Annotated in this window: 16 protein-coding genes, 1 tRNA gene and 1 pseudogene; 15 read left to right on the plus strand and 3 right to left on the minus strand. The window is 67.4% G+C overall.

Going from position 1 to position 18519, the window contains the following annotated elements; all coding sequences use genetic code 11:
• Positions 1-15: 15 nt before the first annotated feature.
• The 4 genes from AC07NN_RS21880 (at position 16) to AC07NN_RS21895 (ending at position 3539) form a co-directional block, all read left to right on the plus strand.
• A complete protein-coding gene (locus AC07NN_RS21880; RefSeq protein ID WP_494645755.1) occupies positions 16-2010 on the plus strand; it encodes an acetyl-CoA carboxylase biotin carboxylase subunit in 1995 nt (664 codons plus the stop codon).
• 44 nt (positions 2011-2054) lie between these two features.
• Entirely contained in the window at positions 2055-2549 is a 495-nt protein-coding gene (locus AC07NN_RS21885) for a DUF805 domain-containing protein (protein ID WP_494645757.1), read from the plus strand.
• A gap of 18 nt (positions 2550-2567) precedes the next feature.
• Entirely contained in the window at positions 2568-3062 is a 495-nt protein-coding gene (locus AC07NN_RS21890) for a DUF805 domain-containing protein (protein WP_494645759.1), read from the plus strand.
• A 72-nt stretch (positions 3063-3134) separates the two neighbouring features.
• Positions 3135-3539 carry a DUF805 domain-containing protein gene (locus AC07NN_RS21895; RefSeq protein ID WP_494645760.1) on the plus strand — a complete coding sequence of 135 codons (405 nt, stop codon included), beginning with the start codon at positions 3135-3137 and terminating at the stop codon, positions 3537-3539.
• Here AC07NN_RS21895 and lipB read toward each other — a convergent pair.
• Positions 3536-4261 (minus strand): lipoyl(octanoyl) transferase LipB, encoded by a 726-nt coding sequence (gene lipB / locus AC07NN_RS21900; RefSeq protein ID WP_494645762.1) that lies wholly within the window; start codon positions 4259-4261, stop codon positions 3536-3538. The genes AC07NN_RS21895 and lipB overlap by 4 nt on opposite strands.
• Positions 4262-4278: 17 nt before the next feature.
• On the opposite strand from lipB, the gene AC07NN_RS21905 reads away from it, so the two are divergent.
• The 6 genes from AC07NN_RS21905 to AC07NN_RS21930 all read left to right on the plus strand — a co-directional run bounded on the left by AC07NN_RS21905 (position 4279) and on the right by AC07NN_RS21930 (position 9472).
• The gene (locus AC07NN_RS21905) at positions 4279-4584 is read left to right on the plus strand and encodes a FliM/FliN family flagellar motor switch protein (RefSeq protein WP_494645946.1); all 306 of its coding nucleotides are present in this window, start codon (positions 4279-4281) and stop codon (positions 4582-4584) included.
• A 55-nt stretch (positions 4585-4639) separates the two neighbouring features.
• Positions 4640-5062 carry a hypothetical protein gene (locus tag AC07NN_RS21910; RefSeq protein ID WP_494645764.1) on the plus strand — a complete coding sequence of 141 codons (423 nt, stop codon included), beginning with the start codon at positions 4640-4642 and terminating at the stop codon, positions 5060-5062.
• 77 nt (positions 5063-5139) lie between these two features.
• A tRNA-Leu gene (locus AC07NN_RS21915) sits at positions 5140-5224 on the plus strand.
• Positions 5225-5375: 151 nt separating this feature from the next.
• A complete protein-coding gene (gene mgtE / locus AC07NN_RS21920; protein WP_494645766.1) occupies positions 5376-6830 on the plus strand; it encodes a magnesium transporter in 1455 nt (484 codons plus the stop codon).
• Between the two features lie 95 nt (positions 6831-6925).
• Entirely contained in the window at positions 6926-8233 is a 1308-nt protein-coding gene (gene spmX, locus AC07NN_RS21925) for a lysozyme-family localization factor SpmX (protein ID WP_494645768.1), read from the plus strand.
• Positions 8234-8320: 87 nt separating this feature from the next.
• Complete coding sequence (locus tag AC07NN_RS21930) at positions 8321-9472, plus strand: isovaleryl-CoA dehydrogenase (protein WP_494645770.1); 1152 nt, start codon at positions 8321-8323, stop codon at positions 9470-9472.
• Positions 9473-9686: 214 nt separating this feature from the next.
• Here the strand turns inward: AC07NN_RS21930 and AC07NN_RS21935 are convergent.
• Positions 9687-9772 (minus strand): annotated as a pseudogene (locus AC07NN_RS21935) (hypothetical protein).
• A 156-nt stretch (positions 9773-9928) separates the two neighbouring features.
• On the opposite strand from AC07NN_RS21935, the gene AC07NN_RS21940 reads away from it, so the two are divergent.
• Positions 9929-10702: a methyltransferase domain-containing protein gene (locus tag AC07NN_RS21940; protein WP_494645772.1), complete on the plus strand. Its 774-nt coding sequence runs from the start codon at positions 9929-9931 to the stop codon at positions 10700-10702.
• On the opposite strand, the gene AC07NN_RS21945 is transcribed toward AC07NN_RS21940, so the two are convergent.
• A complete protein-coding gene (locus tag AC07NN_RS21945; RefSeq protein WP_494645774.1) occupies positions 10680-12455 on the minus strand; it encodes a patatin-like phospholipase family protein in 1776 nt (591 codons plus the stop codon). The genes AC07NN_RS21940 and AC07NN_RS21945 overlap by 23 nt on opposite strands.
• A gap of 169 nt (positions 12456-12624) precedes the next feature.
• On the opposite strand from AC07NN_RS21945, the gene AC07NN_RS21950 reads away from it, so the two are divergent.
• From AC07NN_RS21950 to AC07NN_RS21965, 4 genes are read left to right on the plus strand one after another with little or no spacing between them, the layout of a single operon-like run.
• The gene (locus AC07NN_RS21950; protein ID WP_494645776.1) at positions 12625-14217 is read left to right on the plus strand and encodes a carboxyl transferase domain-containing protein; all 1593 of its coding nucleotides are present in this window, start codon (positions 12625-12627) and stop codon (positions 14215-14217) included.
• 29 nt (positions 14218-14246) lie between these two features.
• Positions 14247-15086: an enoyl-CoA hydratase-related protein gene (locus AC07NN_RS21955; RefSeq protein ID WP_494645778.1), complete on the plus strand. Its 840-nt coding sequence runs from the start codon at positions 14247-14249 to the stop codon at positions 15084-15086.
• 30 nt (positions 15087-15116) lie between these two features.
• The gene (locus tag AC07NN_RS21960; protein ID WP_494645780.1) at positions 15117-16430 is read left to right on the plus strand and encodes a DUF3667 domain-containing protein; all 1314 of its coding nucleotides are present in this window, start codon (positions 15117-15119) and stop codon (positions 16428-16430) included.
• A 7-nt stretch (positions 16431-16437) separates the two neighbouring features.
• The gene (locus AC07NN_RS21965; protein ID WP_494645782.1) at positions 16438-18405 is read left to right on the plus strand and encodes an acetyl/propionyl/methylcrotonyl-CoA carboxylase subunit alpha; all 1968 of its coding nucleotides are present in this window, start codon (positions 16438-16440) and stop codon (positions 18403-18405) included.
• Positions 18406-18519: the final 114 nt, after the last annotated feature.

The raw sequence follows: 18519 nt of genomic DNA on the forward strand, positions 1-18519 counted from the left end.
GGGCGGAAGTAACTGATGTTCACGAAGATCCTGATCGCCAATCGTGGCGAGATCGCAGTCCGGGTGATCAAGACCTGCCGTCGGCTGGGGATCAAGACGGTGGTCGTCTACTCCGACGCCGACGCCGGCAGCCTGGCCGTCGAGATGGCCGACGAGACTGTCCACATCGGCGCCTCGCCCGCCAATCAGAGCTATCTCGTCGCCGACAAGATCATCGCCGCCTGCAAGCAGACCGGCGCCCAGGCCGTGCATCCGGGCTTTGGCTTCCTGTCCGAGAATGCCGGCTTCGCCCAACGCTGCGCCGACGAGGGGATCGTGTTCATCGGTCCCAACCCCGGCGCCATCAGCGCCATGGGCGACAAGATCGAGAGCAAGAAGTTCGCCCAGGCCGCCGGCGTCTCCTGCGTGCCCGGCCACATCGGCGAGATCGCCGACACCGCCGAGGCCGTGACGATCTCCGAGCAGATCGGCTATCCGGTGATGATCAAGGCGTCGGCCGGCGGCGGCGGCAAGGGCATCCGCGTGGCCTGGAACCGCAAGGACGTCGAGGAAGGCTTCCCGGCCGTTCGCGCCGAGGCCAAGGCCAGCTTCGGCGACGACCGGATCTTCATCGAGAAGTTCATCGAGAGCCCGCGCCACATCGAGATCCAGGTGCTGGGCGACAAGCACGGCAATGTCGTCCATCTGTTCGAGCGCGAATGCTCGATCCAGCGCCGGAACCAGAAGGTCATCGAGGAAGCACCGTCGCCGCTGCTGGACGAGGCGACCCGCGCGGCCATGGGCGCCCAGGCCGTCGCCCTGGCCAAGGCCGTGAACTACGACTCGGCCGGCACGGTCGAGTTCGTGGCCGGCCAGGACAAGAGCTTCTTCTTCCTGGAGATGAACACCCGCCTGCAGGTCGAGCACCCGGTCACCGAGCTGATCACGGGCCTTGATCTGGTCGAACAGATGATCCGCTCGGCCTACGGGGAGAAGATGGCGTTCAGCCAGGCTGACCTGAAGATCAACGGCTGGGCCATCGAGAGCCGCATCTACGCCGAGGATCCGTACCGCAAGTTCCTGCCGTCGATCGGCCGTCTCGTGCGCTACGACCCGCCGGCGGAAGGCGACAAAGACGGTTACAAGATCCGCAACGACGCCGGCGTCCGCGAGGGCGACGAGATCTCGATGTTCTACGACCCGATGATCTCCAAGCTCTGCACCTGGGCCCCGACCCGCATCGCCGCCGTCGAGGGCATGGGTCGCGCGCTCGAGGACTTCCACATCGAGGGCCTTGGCCAGAACATTCCGTTCCTGGCCGCCGTCATGGACCAGGAGCGGTTCCGGTCCGGCAAGTTGTCGACCAACTACATCAAGGACGAGTTCCCGGACGGCTTCGCCGGCACGGAGCCGACCGCCGAACAGATCGACATCCTGACCGCCGTCGGCGCGGCGATGCAGCGGGTCTACGCCGCCCGCGCCTGGTCGTACGCCTCGGGCCTGATCGGCGCGCCGCGCGACGAGTGGGTCGTCGCCGTCGGCCACGCCAAGCGCCGCGTCAAGGTCAGCGGCGATGGCGATATCGCCGTAAACCTGCTCGACGAGAACCGCACCCTGGTGCTGACCGACATCGACTGGCGTCCGGGCAAGCCGGTGTTCAAGGCCGCCCTGGGCGGCAAGGCCTTCACGGTCCAGGTCGCTCCGGCCGCCGAGGGCTTCACGATCCGCCACCGCGCCGCCAAGGCCCGGGTGCTGGTCCTGACCCCGCGCTCGGCCGAGCTGCACGACAAGCTGCCCGAGAAGCAGGCCGCCGACACCTCGAAGCTCGTGCTGTCGCCCATGCCGGGCCTGGTGGTCTCGATGGACGTCGCCGCTGGCCAGACCGTCCGCGAGGGCGAGGTCGTCTGCGTGCTCGAGGCCATGAAGATGCAGAACATCATCCGCGCCGAGCGCGACGGCGTGGTCAAAGCCGTCAACGCCAAGGGCGGTGACCCGGTCGCGGCCGACGAGGTGCTGGTGGAGTTCGCCTAGAGGTAAGGCCTTGCGACCTCCGGTAGAGTCGCTAGCTTCGCGCCATGGCGAACAAGACTCATCCTCTGATCCACGGCCTTTTCAGCTTCGACGGTCGCATGCGGCGGTCGGAGTATTGGATCACCAGTTTCGGCCTGGGCATCTTCAAGGCGGTCCTCACGATGGTCCTGGCCGCCGTGACCGGTCAGATCGAGACCAAGGACGGCGGCTGGGCCAGCGGGGTCATCGAACTGCTGTTCCTGTGGCCCACCCTGGCGGTGCTGGTGAAGCGCGGTCATGACCGCAATCGCCCGGCGTTGTTCAGCATCGCGCTGCTGATCGGCGTCGTTGTGGCGACCGTGGCCATGGCCATGGCTCAGGCCTTCAACGCCAACGGCGCGATGATCGCCTGCGGCCTGGTGATCCTGGGCGGCGTCGGCTTCCTCGGCATCGACTACGGCTTCATCGACGGCACGCAGGGACCCAACCGCTACGGCCCCTCGCCCAAGGGGCTCGGGCCGCAGCACCGGCAGCAGGATATCGCGACCGTCTTCGAATAGGTCTGGCGAGGGCTCGCCGTGGCGTTCAAGACCAGCTCCCTGATCCACGCCCTGTTCGGCTTCAAAGGCCGCGCCAAGCGCCTCGACTACTGGCTGATCGTGGTCGGCGTGGCGGTGGCGCGCATGTTCGCGCTGAGCTTTGGCCTGGCGTGGACCCATATGCCGATGAGCATTCCGGAGGCGCTTCCGCTGCGCCTGGGTCTGGACCTGCTGTTCTTCTGGCCTAGCGCGGCGATCGTCGTGCGGCGCGGACACGACCGGAACCGTCCGGCCCTCTACAGCGCCATCGTGGTCGGCGTGCTCTATGGGGTGGGCGTTGCGATGGGCCTGCTGATGGACGCCGAGGCCAGCAACATCGCGGCGGGGTTCCTGCTCGTCCAGGCGGTCGGCTCGTTCTATATGCTGATCGACTACGGCCTGATGGAGGGAACCAAGGGCCGCAACCGCTATGGCCCTTCGCCCAAGGGCTATTCGGACGGCGTGGGGACGGACCTGGCCGAGGTCTTCGATTGACGACCTTTGCTCGAATGCGGCGCAGGCTCTAGATTGCCCGCGTCGGCCGATTGCCGACTCGAAGAGGCGGGCATGAGCGGACGTAGCGAATGGGCGGAACTGTTCCTGTCGTCGAACGGCAGGCTGTCGCGCACCCCGTTCCTGATCGCCGCCGGCGTGCTGATCGGCGTGGCGGTGCTGTATGAGGCCATTGCCGGCTACACTTTGCACTGGTTGACCGGCTGGCTGGTCTATCCGGCCTTGCTGTTCTCCGGCGCCTGCGTGCTGTCCAAGCGCCTGCATGACCGGGGCCGCTCGGGCTGGTGGTCGCTGCTGATCCTGGTGGCCGTGATCGCGGTCTGGCCGCAGCCCGAGCACTTCCTGGACTTCATGTTCTGCCTGGTGATCGTCTGGGCGGTGGTCGAGCTGGGCGTCATGGGCGGCGAGCAGGGCGCGAACCGCTATGGGGTGAACCCGCTGAAGGCGGCTTCGGTCTAGACCGGCGCGTCAGCGTCCTCGACGGGCCCGAACACCCTCGTGAAGCTGGTCTTCAGCGCTGCGTCGGCCTCGTCCATGGTCACCGGCAGACCCAGGTCCACCAGGCTGGTCACACCATGCTCGGTCTGGCCGCACGGCACGATGCCGGAGAAGTGGTCCAGCTCCGGCTCCACGTTCAGGCTGATTCCGTGGAAGCTGACCCATTTGCGCAGCTTCACGCCGATGGCGGCGATCTTGTCCTCGCGGCTCCAGCCCACGCCCTTGCGTTCGACCCAGACGCCGACGCGACCGTCGCGCAGCTCGCCGATGACGTTGAAGGCGGCCAGGGCGTCGATGATCCAGGCCTCCAGCGCCGCGACGAAGGCGCGCACGTCGCGGCCGCGCTTCGTCAGGTCCAGCATCACATAGGCCACCCGCTGGCCAGGGCCGTGATAGGTGAACTGCCCGCCGCGCCCGCTCTCGAACACCGGGAAGCGGTCCGGCTCGATCAGGTCGCCGCCCTTGGCCGAGACCCCGGCGGTGTAGAGGGGCGGATGCTCCAGCAGCCAGATCAGCTCGCCCGCCGTCCCGTCGGCGATGGCGGCCGCGCGGGCCTCCATGGCGGCCACGGCTGCCGGGTAGGGGACCTGCCCGGTCGAAACTGCCCACCCCACCGGCGCCGCGTCATCGCGCCCCATGGTCGGAAGCCCAGTGTTTTCGGGGTTTAACGGGAGAGAAAGCATGCGGCCTTAATCTTGCAATCGTGACGCGGCGGCCAGTCAGGTCGTGCGTGTCAGTTCAAGGGTCTTACTTCGTGAGCCAGGTCAACGCCGTCAATGTCGAGATCTCGGTCCTGCTGGGGCGCTCGATCCTGCCTATGCAGCAACTGCTGCGCATGGGCCGTGGCGCCGTGATCCCGCTGGACGCCAAGACCAATGACGAAGTCTGGATCCTGGCCAACAATCACCCGATCGCCCGTGGCGAAATCCAGATCAGCGACGACCGCATCGCCATCCAGGTGACCCGCGCGGCCGACGTCTACGACTACATGGCCGGCGGCGCGTAACCTTCGGTTGCATTCGCGCGAGAGCATGCCAACATGACGGCCCAACGGAGGCGTCATGCGGTATCGACACGCGGTCCTGATCCTGGCCGGCGTTCTGCTGGCGACCAGCGCCTTGGCGGCAAGTCCTTCGCGTAGCGGCTTCTTCGATTCCGTCCGGGTTTCGGCCGAGACTGGCGATGAGGGCGGCATCCGAATCCAGGTCAATGACGGCCCGTCGCCGACGGTGGATTTCGCGCTGTGTGAGGGCGCATGCCACGAACCGCTCCGGTTCCCGGCCAAGATCGAAGGCGACCGGCTGAGCTTCCTGTTCGTCGAGCCGCAGTTCCACCGGAACGGCGCTAAGGTTGGCGAGACCAGGGCCAAGGTCGACGGCCGTTTCGTCGCGAAAGGCCTTTTGCTGAAGATGGATTTCCTCGCCTTTCCCGACGACGACAAGAACCCATACGAACTGATCCCGCGCCGCAAGCGCCGTCCGTGAGCCGCTAGTTCCGCGACATATCAACTCCGCTCTTCCCAAAGCCGATTCAGTTTGCTACCTGCCGCCCCTCACCACGAGCGGTCGTGGCGGAATTGGTAGACGCGCAGCGTTGAGGTCGCTGTGGGGCAACCCGTGGAAGTTCGAGTCTTCTCGACCGCACCAGTGGTGAAACAAGAGTAGAGCGTGCTTGGCGAAATCGGTTTCCGACTCGCTGGGCGCGCTCTAATCGTTTCAGGCCCTGATTTCGCCTCAGGGTCGCTTCATCGGACCAATCAGCCACGAACCCAGCGCTCTAAGAGCTCAGGAGGCCCCCATGACCCGGGAACCCGCCGAACTGACCGACGACGTGCTGGACGACATTCCGCTGGCGAAGTCCGAGACCCCCGAGGAGCTGGAAGATCTCGCCCTAGGCGACGACTACGCCCTCAATCCCGAATACGTCGAGATGGTGATCGACGCCGCCGACAGCGGCGACACCAAGCGTCTGCGCGAGCTGGTGACGGCCCTGGAGCCGGCCGACGTCGCCGATCTGATGGGCTTTCTCACAGCCGACTACCGCGAAGAGGTGATCCCGCTGCTGGATCCCGAGGCGCTGGGCGAGATCATCTCGGAGATGGACGAGAACATCCGGGAAGAGGTCCTCGACGCCACGCCGTCGGTCACCCTGGCCCGGGCGCTGGAGGAACTGGACACCGACGACGCCGCCGACGTCATCGACGACCTGGACGACACCAAGCGCTTCCAGGTGCTGGCCGCCATGGGCGAGACCGACCGCGCCGCCATCGAGACGACCCTGTCGTACGAGGACGAGACCGCCGGTCGCCTGATGCAGCGCGAATTCCTGGCCGCGCCGGAATTCTGGACCGTCGGCCAGACCATCGACCATGTCCGCGAGGCCGGCGACCAGCTGCCCGAGCTGTTCTTCGACGTCTATGTGGTCGATCCGACCTACAAGCCGGTGGGCGCCATCCCGATCAGCATCCTGCTGCGCAGCCGCCGCGAGACGCCGCTGGCCGAGTTGATGGAGGCGGTGACCGAAATCGATGTGGCGATGGACCAGGAAGAGGTCGCCTACATCTTCGACAAGTACCACCTGATCAGCGCTCCGGTGATCGAGCCGGGCGGGCGGCTGGTGGGCCAGATCACCGTCGACGACATCGTCGAGGTCATCCGCGACGAGGCCGAGGAAGACATCCTGGCCCTGGCCGGTGTGTCCGACGCCGGCCGTGACGCCTCGGTGATCGAGATCGTCAAGTCGCGCCTGCCGTGGCTGATGTTGAACCTGGCGACCGCCACCCTGGCCGTCAGCGGCGTGGCCATCTTCCAGGCCGAGATCGCCCAGCTGGTGGCCCTGGCCATCCTGATGCCGATCGTCTCGTCCTTGGGCGGCAACGCCGGCACCCAGACCCTGGCCGTCGCCGTGCGCGCCCTGGCCAGCAAGGAGCTGACCACGGCCAACGCTCGCCGGATCGTGGCGCGGGAACTGCTGGTCGGCCTCGTCAACGGCGTCAGCCTGGCCTTGGTCATGGGGGCTGCGACCTACATGTTCTTCGGTCCCTCGGAGCACCACGGCAAGCTGGCGATCATCGTCGGCTCGGCCCTGATCGCCAACATCTTCACGGCGGCCCTGGGCGGCATCCTGATGCCCCTAGCGCTGGAGAAGATGGGACGCGACCCGGCGGTCTCGTCGTCGATCTTCGTGACCTTCCTGACCGACTTCACCGGTTTCTTCGCCGTGCTGCTGATCGCTTCGCTGCTGCTGCACTGACACGCATTTCTCTTAGATAGGGAAAACTGGCGCCGACCTTGCGCCGAGACAGGCGAACGCATCCGCGTATGTCTCAAACTGGGTCAATCTAGGCGATGAAACCGCGTCACCAGGTCTCCCGCGCCGCCGTCGATCTCATCAAGAGATTCGAAGGCTACCGTCAGAAGGCAGCCCAGCTCCCCGATAGGCGCTGGACGGTCGGCTACGGCCATACCTTGACCGCCCGCGAAGGCGCCTCCGTCTCCGAAAAGGACGCCGAGGCCCTGCTGCTGTACGACCTGATCTCGGTATCCCACGCGGTCAACGAGCACACCTATGCGCCGCTGAACCAGAACCAGTTCGACGCCCTGGTCTGCTTCGCCTTCAATATCGGTCTCGACAACTTCCTCCGCTCGGGCGTGCTGCGTCGGATCAACGAAGGCTCGCTGCTGCAAGCCGCGTGCGCCATGGAGATGTGGCGCAAGGCCGACTTTGAGGGCGAGCGGATCGTCATCGACGCCCTGGTCCGCCGCCGCTCGGCCGAAAAGAACCTGTTCCTCACCCCGGCCAACGGCGAATGGGTGCCCGCGCCCAGCCCCGTGCTGCGTCCCAAGGTCGACTACGACGCCAGCTGCGCCATCCCGAAACAGACCCCGGCCGCCGTCAACGCGCGCACCGAGGGCGACCGGGTCATGGCCCAGCGCGAGGACGGTCTGCCGCTGAGCATCGTCGTCCCGGAAGAGGACGGCCCGACGGCCACCGAACAATCGGCCGCCGCCGTCAGCGCGCGCCTCGAAGCCATCCTGGCCGAAGAGACCGCGCCGCCGGCCAAGCCCGCGCCGCGCCAGGATGATCTGGGCCTGCCGGAGCCGCCGGCTCCGACCGTGGCCGCCGTCGCCGAGCCCGAGCCTGCCCTGTTCAAGGAAGAGCCCGCGCCCGCGCCGGCTCCGGTCGAGCCCGCTCCGGCTCCGGCCGCTCCGGTCGAGTTCACGCCGTTCCGCCTGACGCCGCAGCCGGCCGTCGAAGAGGTCGAAAAGCCGGCCCCGGTCGAGCGCCTCGAGCCGTCGACCCCGTACCCGGCGGAGCCGACCCTGTTCGGCGCTCGGATCGGTGGTCCGTCGGTGTTCAATCTGGATGGCTTCTCGACCAGCGACGAAGTCTCGCTGGGCACCATGGACGTCCCGCTGGTCGAATCCGAGCAGCCGCGCTTCGGCAATATGAGCCTGCTGGTCAGCCTGGGCATCCTGGGCCTGGCCCTGTTCGGCGGCGGCGTCCTGTGGATCCTGACCGTCGGCTCGGCCTCGGACAGCGGCGTGAAGCTGTTCGGCTATGGCGCCAGCATGGTCGGCGCTATCTGCTTCGTCGTTTCGGCGTATCTTCTGCTCCGCCGCCTTGCCGGCCCCGACACGAGCGACGAAGAATAGTTTTCTTTGCTTCCCTCGGGGAACTTGAGCAAGAACGCCCGCAGGCCTCACTGGCCGGCGGGCGTTTATGCTGTGGGAGGAGCTAACATGACGAATTTCGCACCCTCGATGGATTTCGCGCTGGGCGAGACGGCCGACGCGATCCGTGAAACCACGGCCCGCTTCGCCGCCGACAAGATCGCGCCGCTGGCCGCCAGCATCGACGAGACCAACGAATTCCCGCGCGGCCTGTGGGTCCCGATGGGCGACCTTGGCTTGCACGGCATCACCGTCGAGGAAGAGTTCGGCGGCCTGGGCCTGGGCTATCTTGAGCACGTCATCGCGATGGAGGAGATCTCCCGCGCCTCGGCCTCGGTGGGCCTCAGCTACGGCGCCCACTCGAACCTCTGCGTCAACCAGATCCGCCGCTGGGCCACGCCCGACCAGAAGCAGCGCTACCTGCCCAAGCTGATCAGCGGCGAGCACGTCGGCTCGCTGGCCATGAGCGAGGCCGGTTCGGGTTCCGACGTCGTCTCGATGAAGCTGCGCGCCGAGCAACGCGGCGATCGCTACGTCCTGAACGGCACCAAGTTCTGGATCACCAACGCCCCGCACGCCGACACGCTCGTCGTCTACGCCAAGACCGACGAACGTCGGATCACCGCCTTCATCGTCGAGAAGGGCATGAAGGGCTTCAGCGTTTCCAAGAAGCTGGACAAGATGGGCATGCGCGGATCGGACACCGCCGAGCTGGTGTTCGAGGACTGCGAGATCCCGGAAGAGAACGTCATGGGCCCGGTCGGCGGCGGCGTCGGGGTGCTGATGAGCGGCCTCGACTATGAGCGCGCCGTGCTGAGCGCTGGTCCGTTGGGCATCATGCAGGCCTGCCTGGACATCGTCCTGCCCTATGTCCGCGACCGCAAGCAGTTCGGCCAGGCCATCGGCTCGTTCCAGCTGATGCAGGGCAAGATCGCTGACATGTACGTGGCCCTGAACTCGGCCCGGGCCTACGTCTACGCTGTGGCGCGGGCCTGCGATGCGGGCAAGACCACCCGCTTCGACGCGGCCGGCGCGATCCTGATGGCGTCCGAGAATGCGGTGAAGGTGTCGCTTGAGGCTATCCAGGCCCTGGGCGGCGCGGGCTACACCAAGGAGTGGCCAGCTGAGCGCCTGCTGCGCGACGCCAAGCTCTACGACATCGGCGCCGGCACTAACGAGATCCGCCGCTTCCTGATCGGCCGCGAGCTGATCGGGGCGTAGGTTTTCGGTGCGTGATCCTCGCCCTTCGACAAGCTCAGGATGAGGGTCAATGCTGAGGCCGCAATAGAAACCTCACCCTGAGCCTGTCGAAGGGCGGGGTTTCGGCCCCTCAGTATGCAATTGAAAAGGGCCGCCCCGATTGCTCGGGACGGCCCTCCATCGTCGTAGCCGCTTGCGCAGCACGTGACTTAAAACCTCAGGCGTTCAACGCGCCTTAGGCGGAGACCTCATTCAAAAGGCTCCAGGTCACGACTTGCGACCGCGGTTGGAGACAATGAGACACTGGTCACCTCCTTTCAGTTGGTTGAACAACACAAGACGAATATGGACCCGTTTTCGTCGTAGGGAAGGGGTCATTGCGCGCGGCGCGACGTCGCGGCCTCAAAAAGCGAAACAGCCTTCCAAACAGACTGAACGGCGCCACCATTCGCGCCGCGCCTTTTCCGAGGGATTCGCATGGCCAGCTGGGATCCGGACGTCTACGCCCTCTACCGCCGCTATCGCGAGCGACCGGCCATCGACCTGCTGACGGCCATCCCCCGCGACCTCGATCCGAGCGAGATCTGGGACCTGGGCTGCGGCCTCGGCGAACAGGCGGCGCTGCTGGCGATGCGACATCCGCAGGCGCGGGTGAGGGGCCTCGATTCCAGTCCCGAAATGCTGGAGCGCGCCAAGGCCCTGTCGACCCGCGTCGAGTGGGTGCTGGGCGACCTGGGGAGCTTCACACCCGACGTCCCGGCGGACCTGATCTTCACCAACGCCGCCCTGCAATGGGTCGATGATCACGCCAGCCTGATCCCGCGTCTGGCCGAAAACCTCGCGCCCGGCGGCGTGCTGGCCGCGCAGATGCCGGTGGTCGAGGGCTTGGGCTGGCGCGCCACACTGGCGGCGATCGCCGCGGACGGCCCCTGGGCGTCGCGCTTCAGCGGCGTCGAGGGCGTGCGCCATGCCAACGACGCGAGCGACTACTACGCCTGGCTGGCGCCGTTCTGCCCCGAGATCGACATCTGGACCACGACCTACCTGCACGCCCTGCACGGCCAGGACCCGATCGTCGACTGGACCATGGGAACCACCTTGCGGCCCTATCTCGACGCCCTGCCGAACGACGAGAAAAAGCCGTTCCTGGACGCCTGGCGCGCCCGGCTGGCGCAGGACTATCCGCGCCGCGAGGACGGCGTGACGCTGTTCCCGTTCAAGCGGCTGTTTATCGTCGCCCGAAAGGCGTGAGCCCGGCCCGCTTTTCCGCCAGGCTCGGGCGCCGCCTCAGTTCGGTGACCGGAAGGTGCAGTCCCTCCAGGGCGAAGGTCGCTGCCAAGTAGCCGGCCTTCACCGCCGGGTCGAAGGCCCGCCAGTCGCGGATGTCGATGCCTTCCAGCTTCGGCGTGATCAGGACGTCGGTGGCCTCGCGGGCGGCGGCCAGGTCGCGCCCCGTCGTCACGGTCGCGGCGCGCATCAGCAAGGCCACGATGGGCGGACCCTTGCGCCACTCACCCGAGAAGATCCAGCTCCACAGCGACGGCGGGCGCTCGACATCGTCTGCCGTGATGCTGCGGCCGCGGGTGACGTCGACGCCGACGATCGGGCCCAGTTGGAACGACCGCATCACATCGGCGGGGAAGTTCTTCATCACCGCCCCGTCGACCAGCACCGCACCGTTCTCGGTGGCGGGCGGCAGCACGCCCGGCAGCGAGATCGAGGCCCGCAGGGCGTTCTGCAGGTCGCCGGTGCGATGCAGCTGGTAGGCGCCCGAGGTCAGGTTCGACGAGACGCAGAAGAATGGCAGCCACAGGTCGGCGATGTCGACCGTGCCGAAGTGCTCGTCCAGCCGCGCCTTGACCTTCTCGCCCCGGGTCATGGCGATCAGGGGGAAGGCGATGTCGTCCAGCGGGCTGGTGTCGACGAAGGCCTTCTTGATGCGGGCCTCCAACTCGCCATCGTCCCAGCCCATGGCGATGCCGGCCGCGACGATCGCGCCCATCGAGGCGCCGCCGACGAAGTCGATGGGAATGCCGCGTTCGCGCATGGCCTGGATCGCGCCGATATGGGCGTAGGCCCGCGCCCCGCCGCCGGAGAGCACCAGGCCCACCGACTGCCCGGTCAGCACCCGCGCCAGCCGCTGCATGTCGGCCAGGCCGTTCTCGCGCAGATGGAACAGGCGCGCGGCCTGGGTGGCCTCCAGCCAGGCGACCGAGCCGCTCGGGCGGTCCAGATTGGCCGATTGCAGCAGGATCAGGTCGACCAGGCGCTGGGTCTGCAGCGGGCCCGAGGCGTAGCTGGGAATGCTTGCCGGCGGCGTCCGTTCGCCGCGTCCGACGCGGAACAGGCGGTCCACCTGGCGACCGACGACGTGCTTCCAGGCGGTCTCGTCGGCCTCGGCGACATAGAGGACGAAGTCGTGCTCGCGCTCGACGTTGCTGAACCACTCGGTGGGGGCCAGCAGGGACTCGCCGCCCTCGACCGTGACCGAGTAGCCGAGGTTCTCGATGCAGCGGGCCAGCCGCTCGATGATCGGCCGGATCGCCGCGCCCGGCTCGACGGCGATGAAGCCGAACACCGATGGGTCGCCGATCGCCGCATGGGTCTGGGCCTGGCGGGCGCGACGGATCATCAGCCGCGACAGCTCCAGCATCACGGTCGGATCGCCCTCGGCCGCCTCGAAGAAATCCTCGCGGGGCAGGGACAGCACCTCGCTGTCGCGCAACGCAACCATGTTGGCGGAGTGGGCGGTGCCGCCGACCAGGGCCATCTCGCCGGCGGGTTCGCCAGGGCGGATCACGCCCAGGAACTGCGGCTCCTGGCCCTCTTCCCGACGGAAGGCGCCGAGGCGGCCGGTCTTCAGGAAATAGAGGTTGTCGGCTTCCTCGCCGGGCTCGAACAGGGTCGCGCCGCCGGGGAGGGAAAACCACGCCGCCGCGCCGGATCGCCGCTCGCGGGCGAACAGGCGGGCCAGGGCCGAGTCATCGGGCAGGGGCGTTTCCACGCCCGAACGCTAGCGCTTTCGGGCAGGCTTGACCACAAGGCCACCTTCGGGCGCAACTGTTGATCGCGAAAGCAAAATGGTCGAGAACGGTTTTGGCTCGGAATCTTTCTGTTCGGGGTCCAAAAAACTACGACTTCCGGGATAGGGTGGAAGAGGCTAAGCGTCGGTCATGCCGAAGTTGAACTCCGTTATCGACGCGTCCGGTGACGCTTTCGCCCGTAACGCGGCCCATAACCGCGCCCTGGCCGACGAACTGCGCGCAAGAGTCGCGGAAGCGGCGCTGGGCGGTCCGGAGAGCTCGCGCGAGCGCCACGCTTCGCGCGGCAAGCTCTTGCCCCGCCAGCGCGTCGAGCGCCTGCTGGATCCCGGCTCGCCCTTCCTGGAGATCGGCCAGCTGGCCGCCTGCGACCTGTACGATGGCGAGGCCCCTGGCGCCGGCATGATCTGCGGCATTGGCCGGGTGTCGGGCCGCGAAGTGATGATCGTGGCCAACGACGCCACGGTGAAGGGCGGCGCCTACTTCCCGATGACGGTGAAGAAGCACCTGCGCGCCCAGGAGATCGCCGCGCAGAACCGCCTGCCGTGCGTCTATCTGGTCGACAGCGGCGGCGCGAACCTGCCGCACCAGGCCGAGGTCTTCCCCGACCGCGAGCACTTCGGCCGCATCTTCTTCAACCAGGCGCGGATGAGCGCGGCGAGCATCCCGCAGATCGCCTGCGTCATGGGCTCGTGCACCGCCGGCGGCGCCTATGTCCCGGCGATGAGCGACGAGACGGTCATCGTCCGCAACCAGGGCACCATCTTCCTGGCCGGCCCGCCGCTGGTGAAGGCCGCCACGGGCGAGGTCATCTCGGCCGAGGAACTGGGCGGGGCCGAGACCCACGGCCGCCGCTCCGGCGTCGTCGACCACGTGGCCGAGAACGACGAGCACGCGCTGGAGATCGTGCGCTCGATCGTCGCCAACCTGAACACCACCAAGCCCGACCAGCTGGTCCTCACCGATCCCGAGCCGCCACTGTACGATCCGGAAGAGATCTACGGCATCGTCCCGACCGACGTCCGTGCCCCCTACGATGTCCGCGAGGTCATCGCCCGCATCGTCGACGGCAGCCAATTCGACGAGTTCAAGGCGCTGTACGGCACGACCCTGGTCTGCGGCTTCGCCCGCATCTGGGGGCAGCCGGTGGCGATCCTGGCCAATAACGGTGTACTGTTCAGCGAGAGCGCCCTGAAGGGCGCGCACTTCATCGAGCTGGCCTGCAAGCGCAAGATTCCGCTGATTTTCCTGCAGAACATCTCGGGCTTCATGGTCGGCGGCAAGTACGAGGCCGGCGGCATCGCCAAGGACGGCGCCAAGCTGGTCACGGCGGTCGCCTCGGCCGAGGTGCCCAAGTTCACCGTCCTGATCGGCGGCAGCTTCGGGGCCGGCAACTACGGCATGTGCGGCCGCGCCTATTCCCCGCGCTTCCTCTTCACCTGGCCCAATTCGCGGATTTCGGTGATGGGCGGCGAGCAGGCCGCCAGCGTGCTGGCCACCGTCCACCGCGACGCCGCCAAATGGTCGCCCGAGGAGGCCGAGGCCTTCAAGGCGCCGATCCGCCAGCGCTACGAGGACGAGGGCAATCCGTACCACGCGACGGCGCGGCTCTGGGACGACGGGATCATTGATCCGGCTCAAACTCGCGACGTGCTGGGCCTTGCAATCTCGGCGTCGCTGAATGCGCCGATCCCGGAGACCACCTTCGGCGTTTTCCGAATGTAGCGCTCCAAGAAAAAGGGAACGAGCTCGCCATGACCAATCCGATCGCCGACCCCATCGTCGAAGTCCCCGACACCGACGCGATGAGCCCGCTCGTTCACATGGATTCGACGCCCGAGGGCGCGGTCACCGTGTGGATCAACCGCCCGGACAAGAAAAACGCCTTCGACGCCGAAACCATCGCAGCCCTGCGCCAGACCTTCGAGACCCTGCACGGGGCCGAGGGCGTACGGATCGTGTTCCTGCGCGGGGTGGGCGGGGCGTTCAGCGCCGGCGCCGACCTGACCTGGATGGGCGCGGCCGTCGACTGGGACGAGGACGACAATCGCAAGGACGCTCTCGAGCTGGCGCACATGCTCAAGGCCCTGCATGACATCCCGGCCCTGACGGTGGCGCTGGTCGAAGGCCCGGCCTTCGGCGGCGGCGCCGGCCTGGTGGCCGCCTGCGACCATGCCCTAGCCCTGGTCGACGCCAAGTTCGCCTTCTCCGAAGTGAAGCTGGGCCTGACCCCGGCGACCATCAGCCCCTACGTGATCCAGGCCCTGGGGCCGCGCACCGCCAAGCTGCTGTTCGCGACTGGCCGGGTCTTCGACGCGGATGACGCCTGGGGCTTTGGCCTGGTCGACGAGGTGTTCGAGGACGTCGCCAGCCTGGAAGTCGCTCGCGACGCCATGATCGAGGAGATGGCCCCCTGCGCCCCCGGCGCGATCGGCGACGCCAAGGCCCTGGTCAACGACTTTGCTGGCCAGAAAATCGACAAGGGCCTGATCGAAGAGAGCGCCAAGCGCATTGCGCGTCGTCGTGTCTCCGAAGAGGGCCAAGAAGGGGTGCGCGCCTTCCTCGCCCGTCGTAAACCGTCCTGGGCTGAATAGACTCAACTTCAGGAATATGGGGCGTAGGGCGTGATCACGGGCGCGGAACTGGAAGCGGCGGCGGCGGACTCGGCATCGAGCTACGCGCGGCCCAAGAAAAAGCCGTTCAACCACAAGGGCGAACCCTGCAAGAACTGCGGCACGCCGCTGGAGGGCTGGTTCTGCCATACGTGCGGCCAGAGCGCCGACACGCATCACCGCTCGATCCTGCACCTGATCTGGGAAGCCATCGAGGGGATGTTCCACCTCGATGGTCGCCTGGCCAACACCCTGCCGCTGCTGTTCTTCCGGCCGGGCAAGCTGGCCAAGGACTACATGGAAGGCCGGATCGTGCGGCACGTGCCGCCCTTCCGCACCTTCCTGGTCGCGCTGCTGCTGTTCATCTTCGCGGCCGAACACGCCATCCACGGCATCCGCCACAAGCAGGAGCTCAAGGACGAGGCGGAAGCGCACGCGCTGATGACGCCCGAGGGCCGCAAGGCCAAGGCCGACGAGATCCGCAAGGACGCAACCGCGGATCGCAAGGAACGGCTGGACGGCGCCATCGCCGAGCGCGACGGGGACCTGAAGGGCGAGAATCCCGACAAGGCCGCGATCGCGGCGGAGTATGCCGACGACGTCAAGAAGGCCGAGGACCGCTACGCCCGCAAGATGGCCCAGGCCCAGGCGCTGCAGGACAATCCCAACGCTGGCGCCGAGGCCCTGGCCAAGATCAAGAACAAGGGCATGCAGGCGGCCGAACAGATCCGTGGCCTGGACTTCCAGGACCCGACCAAGCTCGAAGCCGGCGCCAACAAGATCGCCGAGGCCCAGGTCGGCGGCCAGCACTACAACGTCGTCGTGCCGGACGCGAAAGCTCAGGCCGAGGCGAAGGCCAAGGCCGACAGGAACGGGACGACGGCCAAGGACGGGGTCAAGAACTGGTTTAAGGAAGGCCTGGCCAAGGCCGTCGCCAACCCGGACTACTATCTGCTGGTGATGTTCGGCTGGGCGCACCGCCTGGCGGTGCTGCTGCTGCCGATTATCGGCCTTAGCCTGGCGGTGGTCTATGTGAACCGTCGCCAGTACTTCATCTACGACCACCTGCTGGTGGCCACGAACCTGCTGTCGTTCTCGTTCCTGACCAACGCGCTGGGCATGGTGCTGCCCGCGCCGCTGATCGGGCCGTGGTTTGCGATCCTGTCGATCTGGACGCCGATCAACCTCTTCCAGACCCTGCGCGGCGGCTACGGTTCGACCATCATCGGCGCGCTCTTCAAAACGACCATCGTCTGGTTCAGCAGCGTGATCTCCTTCGCCCTGCTGCTCTCCGGGCTCATGCTCTTCACCCTAGCCCAGATGTAGGCCGCCCTTGATCTCCTCCGTCCTGATCGCCAACCGAGGCGAGATCGCCCGTCGCATCATCCGCACCGCCCGTGAGCTGGGCGTGCGGACGATCGCCGTCTATTCCGAAGCGGACGCCAACGCGCCCTTCGTGATGGAGGCCGACGCCGCGATCCTGATCGGCCCGGCGCCGGCCAAGGAGAGCTATCTGGATCCGCGCAAGATCCTGGCGGCGGCCAAGCAGATGGGGGCCGAGGCCATCCACCCCGGCTACGGCTTTCTCTCGGAGAACGCCGACTTCGCCCAATCGGTGACCGACGCAGGCCTGGTCTGGATCGGTCCGCCGCCCTCGGCGATCCGGGCGATGGGCCTGAAGGACGCGGCGAAAAAGGTGATGATCGACGCCGGCGTGCCGACCACGCCGGGCTATCTGGGCGAGGACCAGTCGGTCGAGCGCCTGACGACGGAAGCCGGCAAGATCGGCTTCCCGGTGCTGATCAAGGCCGTGGCCGGCGGCGGCGGCAAGGGCATGCGCAAGGTCGACCGCGCGGAGGACTTCGAGGCCGCCCTGGGCTCGTGCCGTCGCGAGGCCGCCGCCAGCTTCGGCGACGACCGGGTGCTGCTGGAAAAGTACGTCACCCGTCCGCGCCACATCGAAGTGCAGGTGTTCGGCGACAGCCACGGCAATGTCGTCCACCTGTTCGAGCGCGACTGCTCTCTGCAACGCCGCCACCAGAAGGTCATCGAGGAGGCTCCGGCCCCCGGCATGGACGAGGCCACCCGTGAGGCGGTCTGCGCCGCCGCGGTCAAGGCCGCCCAGGCGGTGGGCTATGTCGGGGCCGGCACGGTCGAGTTCATCGCCGACGCTTCGGAAGGCCTGCGCGCCGACCGCATCTGGTTCATGGAGATGAACACCCGTCTCCAGGTCGAGCACCCGGTCACCGAGATGGTCACCGGCCAGGACCTGGTCGAGTGGCAACTGCTGGTCGCCTCGGGCGAACCGCTGCCGCTGGAGCAGGACGAGATCACCCTGGACGGCTGGGCCATGGAGGCGCGCCTCTATGCCGAGAACCCGGCGACCGGCTTCCTGCCCTCGACCGGCAAGCTGAAGCATTTCCGCCTGCCGGAAGGCGACGTCCGTGTCGACAGCGCGGTGGAGGAGGGCGGCGAGGTCACGCCCTTCTACGACCCGATGATCGCCAAGCTGATCGCCCACGGCGCCGACCGCGAGGACGCCGCCGCCCGCTTGGCCGAGGCCTGCGCCCTGGTCGAGGTCTGGCCGGTCAAGACCAACGCCGCCTTCCTGGCCAAGTGCGCCAGCCATCCGGACTTCGTCGACGGCGCCGTCGACACCGGCTTCATCGAGGCGCGGCTGGACGAGCTGGTCGAGCGCAGCTTCAGCGACGAGCCGGCCATGGCCGCGATCGGCTGGCGGCTCGACAGCTTCCTGGAAGCCGAGGCCCTCCGCGATCCGTGGGAGAGTGCGCCGTCCAAGCTGCTGGGCTTCCGCATGAACGCCGCCCGCGCCCCGATGCGCCTGCCGATGTCGGCCGACGGCAAGGCCATGCCGCTGCGTGTCGCCCTGATCGGCGGCGGTTCCGAGGACTGGTCCTGGGATATCCGCCACGAGAGCGGCGAAACCTTCGACGAGGTCACCCGCCTGCCGACCACCCATGGCAAGGGTCCGATCCAGGTGTTCGAGGGCGGCGACGTCGTGGAATTCGACTTCGCCGCCAAGGTCGGCGGAGCGGGCGAGGGCGCGGCTTCCGACGGCGCGATCCTGTCGCCGATGCCGGGCAAGATCGTCTCCGTCGCCGTGGCCGCCGGCCAGACCGTCACCAAGGGCCAGACCCTGCTGACCCTGGAAGCCATGAAGATGGAACACGCCCTGGCCGCGCCGTTCGACGGCGTGGTGGCCGAGCTCTCGGCCGTCGCCGGCGGTCAGGTCAGTGAAGGCGTGGTTCTGGCGAAGCTGGAAGCCAAGGCTGCCGCCTAGGCGGACACGCGGTCTCGGCTTCACGCGGCCAGCCGCTGAAGTCGTGGAAAGGGTCGCGGAGCGCCGGACGACGTCCGGAGGTTGTTAGAGAAATACCGTTTCGACGAAGCCAGA

It is taken from the genome of Caulobacter sp. GW821-FHT09H08, from assembly GCF_059415885.1.

Bases quoted from the DNA above. Each gene is read 5' to 3' on its own strand.
- AC07NN_RS21885 (WP_494645757.1), top strand. From the start codon at position 2,055: ATGGCGAACAAGACTCATCCTCTGATCCACGGCCTTTTCAGCTTCGAC.
- mgtE (WP_494645766.1), top strand. From the start codon at position 5,376: ATGACCCGGGAACCCGCCGAACTGACCGACGACGTGCTGGACGACATT.
- spmX (WP_494645768.1), top strand. From the start codon at position 6,926: ATGAAACCGCGTCACCAGGTCTCCCGCGCCGCCGTCGATCTCATCAAG.
- AC07NN_RS21895 (WP_494645760.1), top strand. From the start codon at position 3,135: ATGAGCGGACGTAGCGAATGGGCGGAACTGTTCCTGTCGTCGAACGGC.
- lipB (WP_494645762.1), bottom strand. From the start codon at position 4,261: ATGCTTTCTCTCCCGTTAAACCCCGAAAACACTGGGCTTCCGACCATG.
- AC07NN_RS21910 (WP_494645764.1), top strand. From the start codon at position 4,640: ATGCGGTATCGACACGCGGTCCTGATCCTGGCCGGCGTTCTGCTGGCG.
- AC07NN_RS21940 (WP_494645772.1), top strand. From the start codon at position 9,929: ATGGCCAGCTGGGATCCGGACGTCTACGCCCTCTACCGCCGCTATCGC.
- AC07NN_RS21955 (WP_494645778.1), top strand. From the start codon at position 14,247: ATGACCAATCCGATCGCCGACCCCATCGTCGAAGTCCCCGACACCGAC.
- AC07NN_RS21950 (WP_494645776.1), top strand. From the start codon at position 12,625: ATGCCGAAGTTGAACTCCGTTATCGACGCGTCCGGTGACGCTTTCGCC.
- AC07NN_RS21930 (WP_494645770.1), top strand. From the start codon at position 8,321: ATGACGAATTTCGCACCCTCGATGGATTTCGCGCTGGGCGAGACGGCC.
- AC07NN_RS21880 (WP_494645755.1), top strand. From the start codon at position 16: ATGTTCACGAAGATCCTGATCGCCAATCGTGGCGAGATCGCAGTCCGG.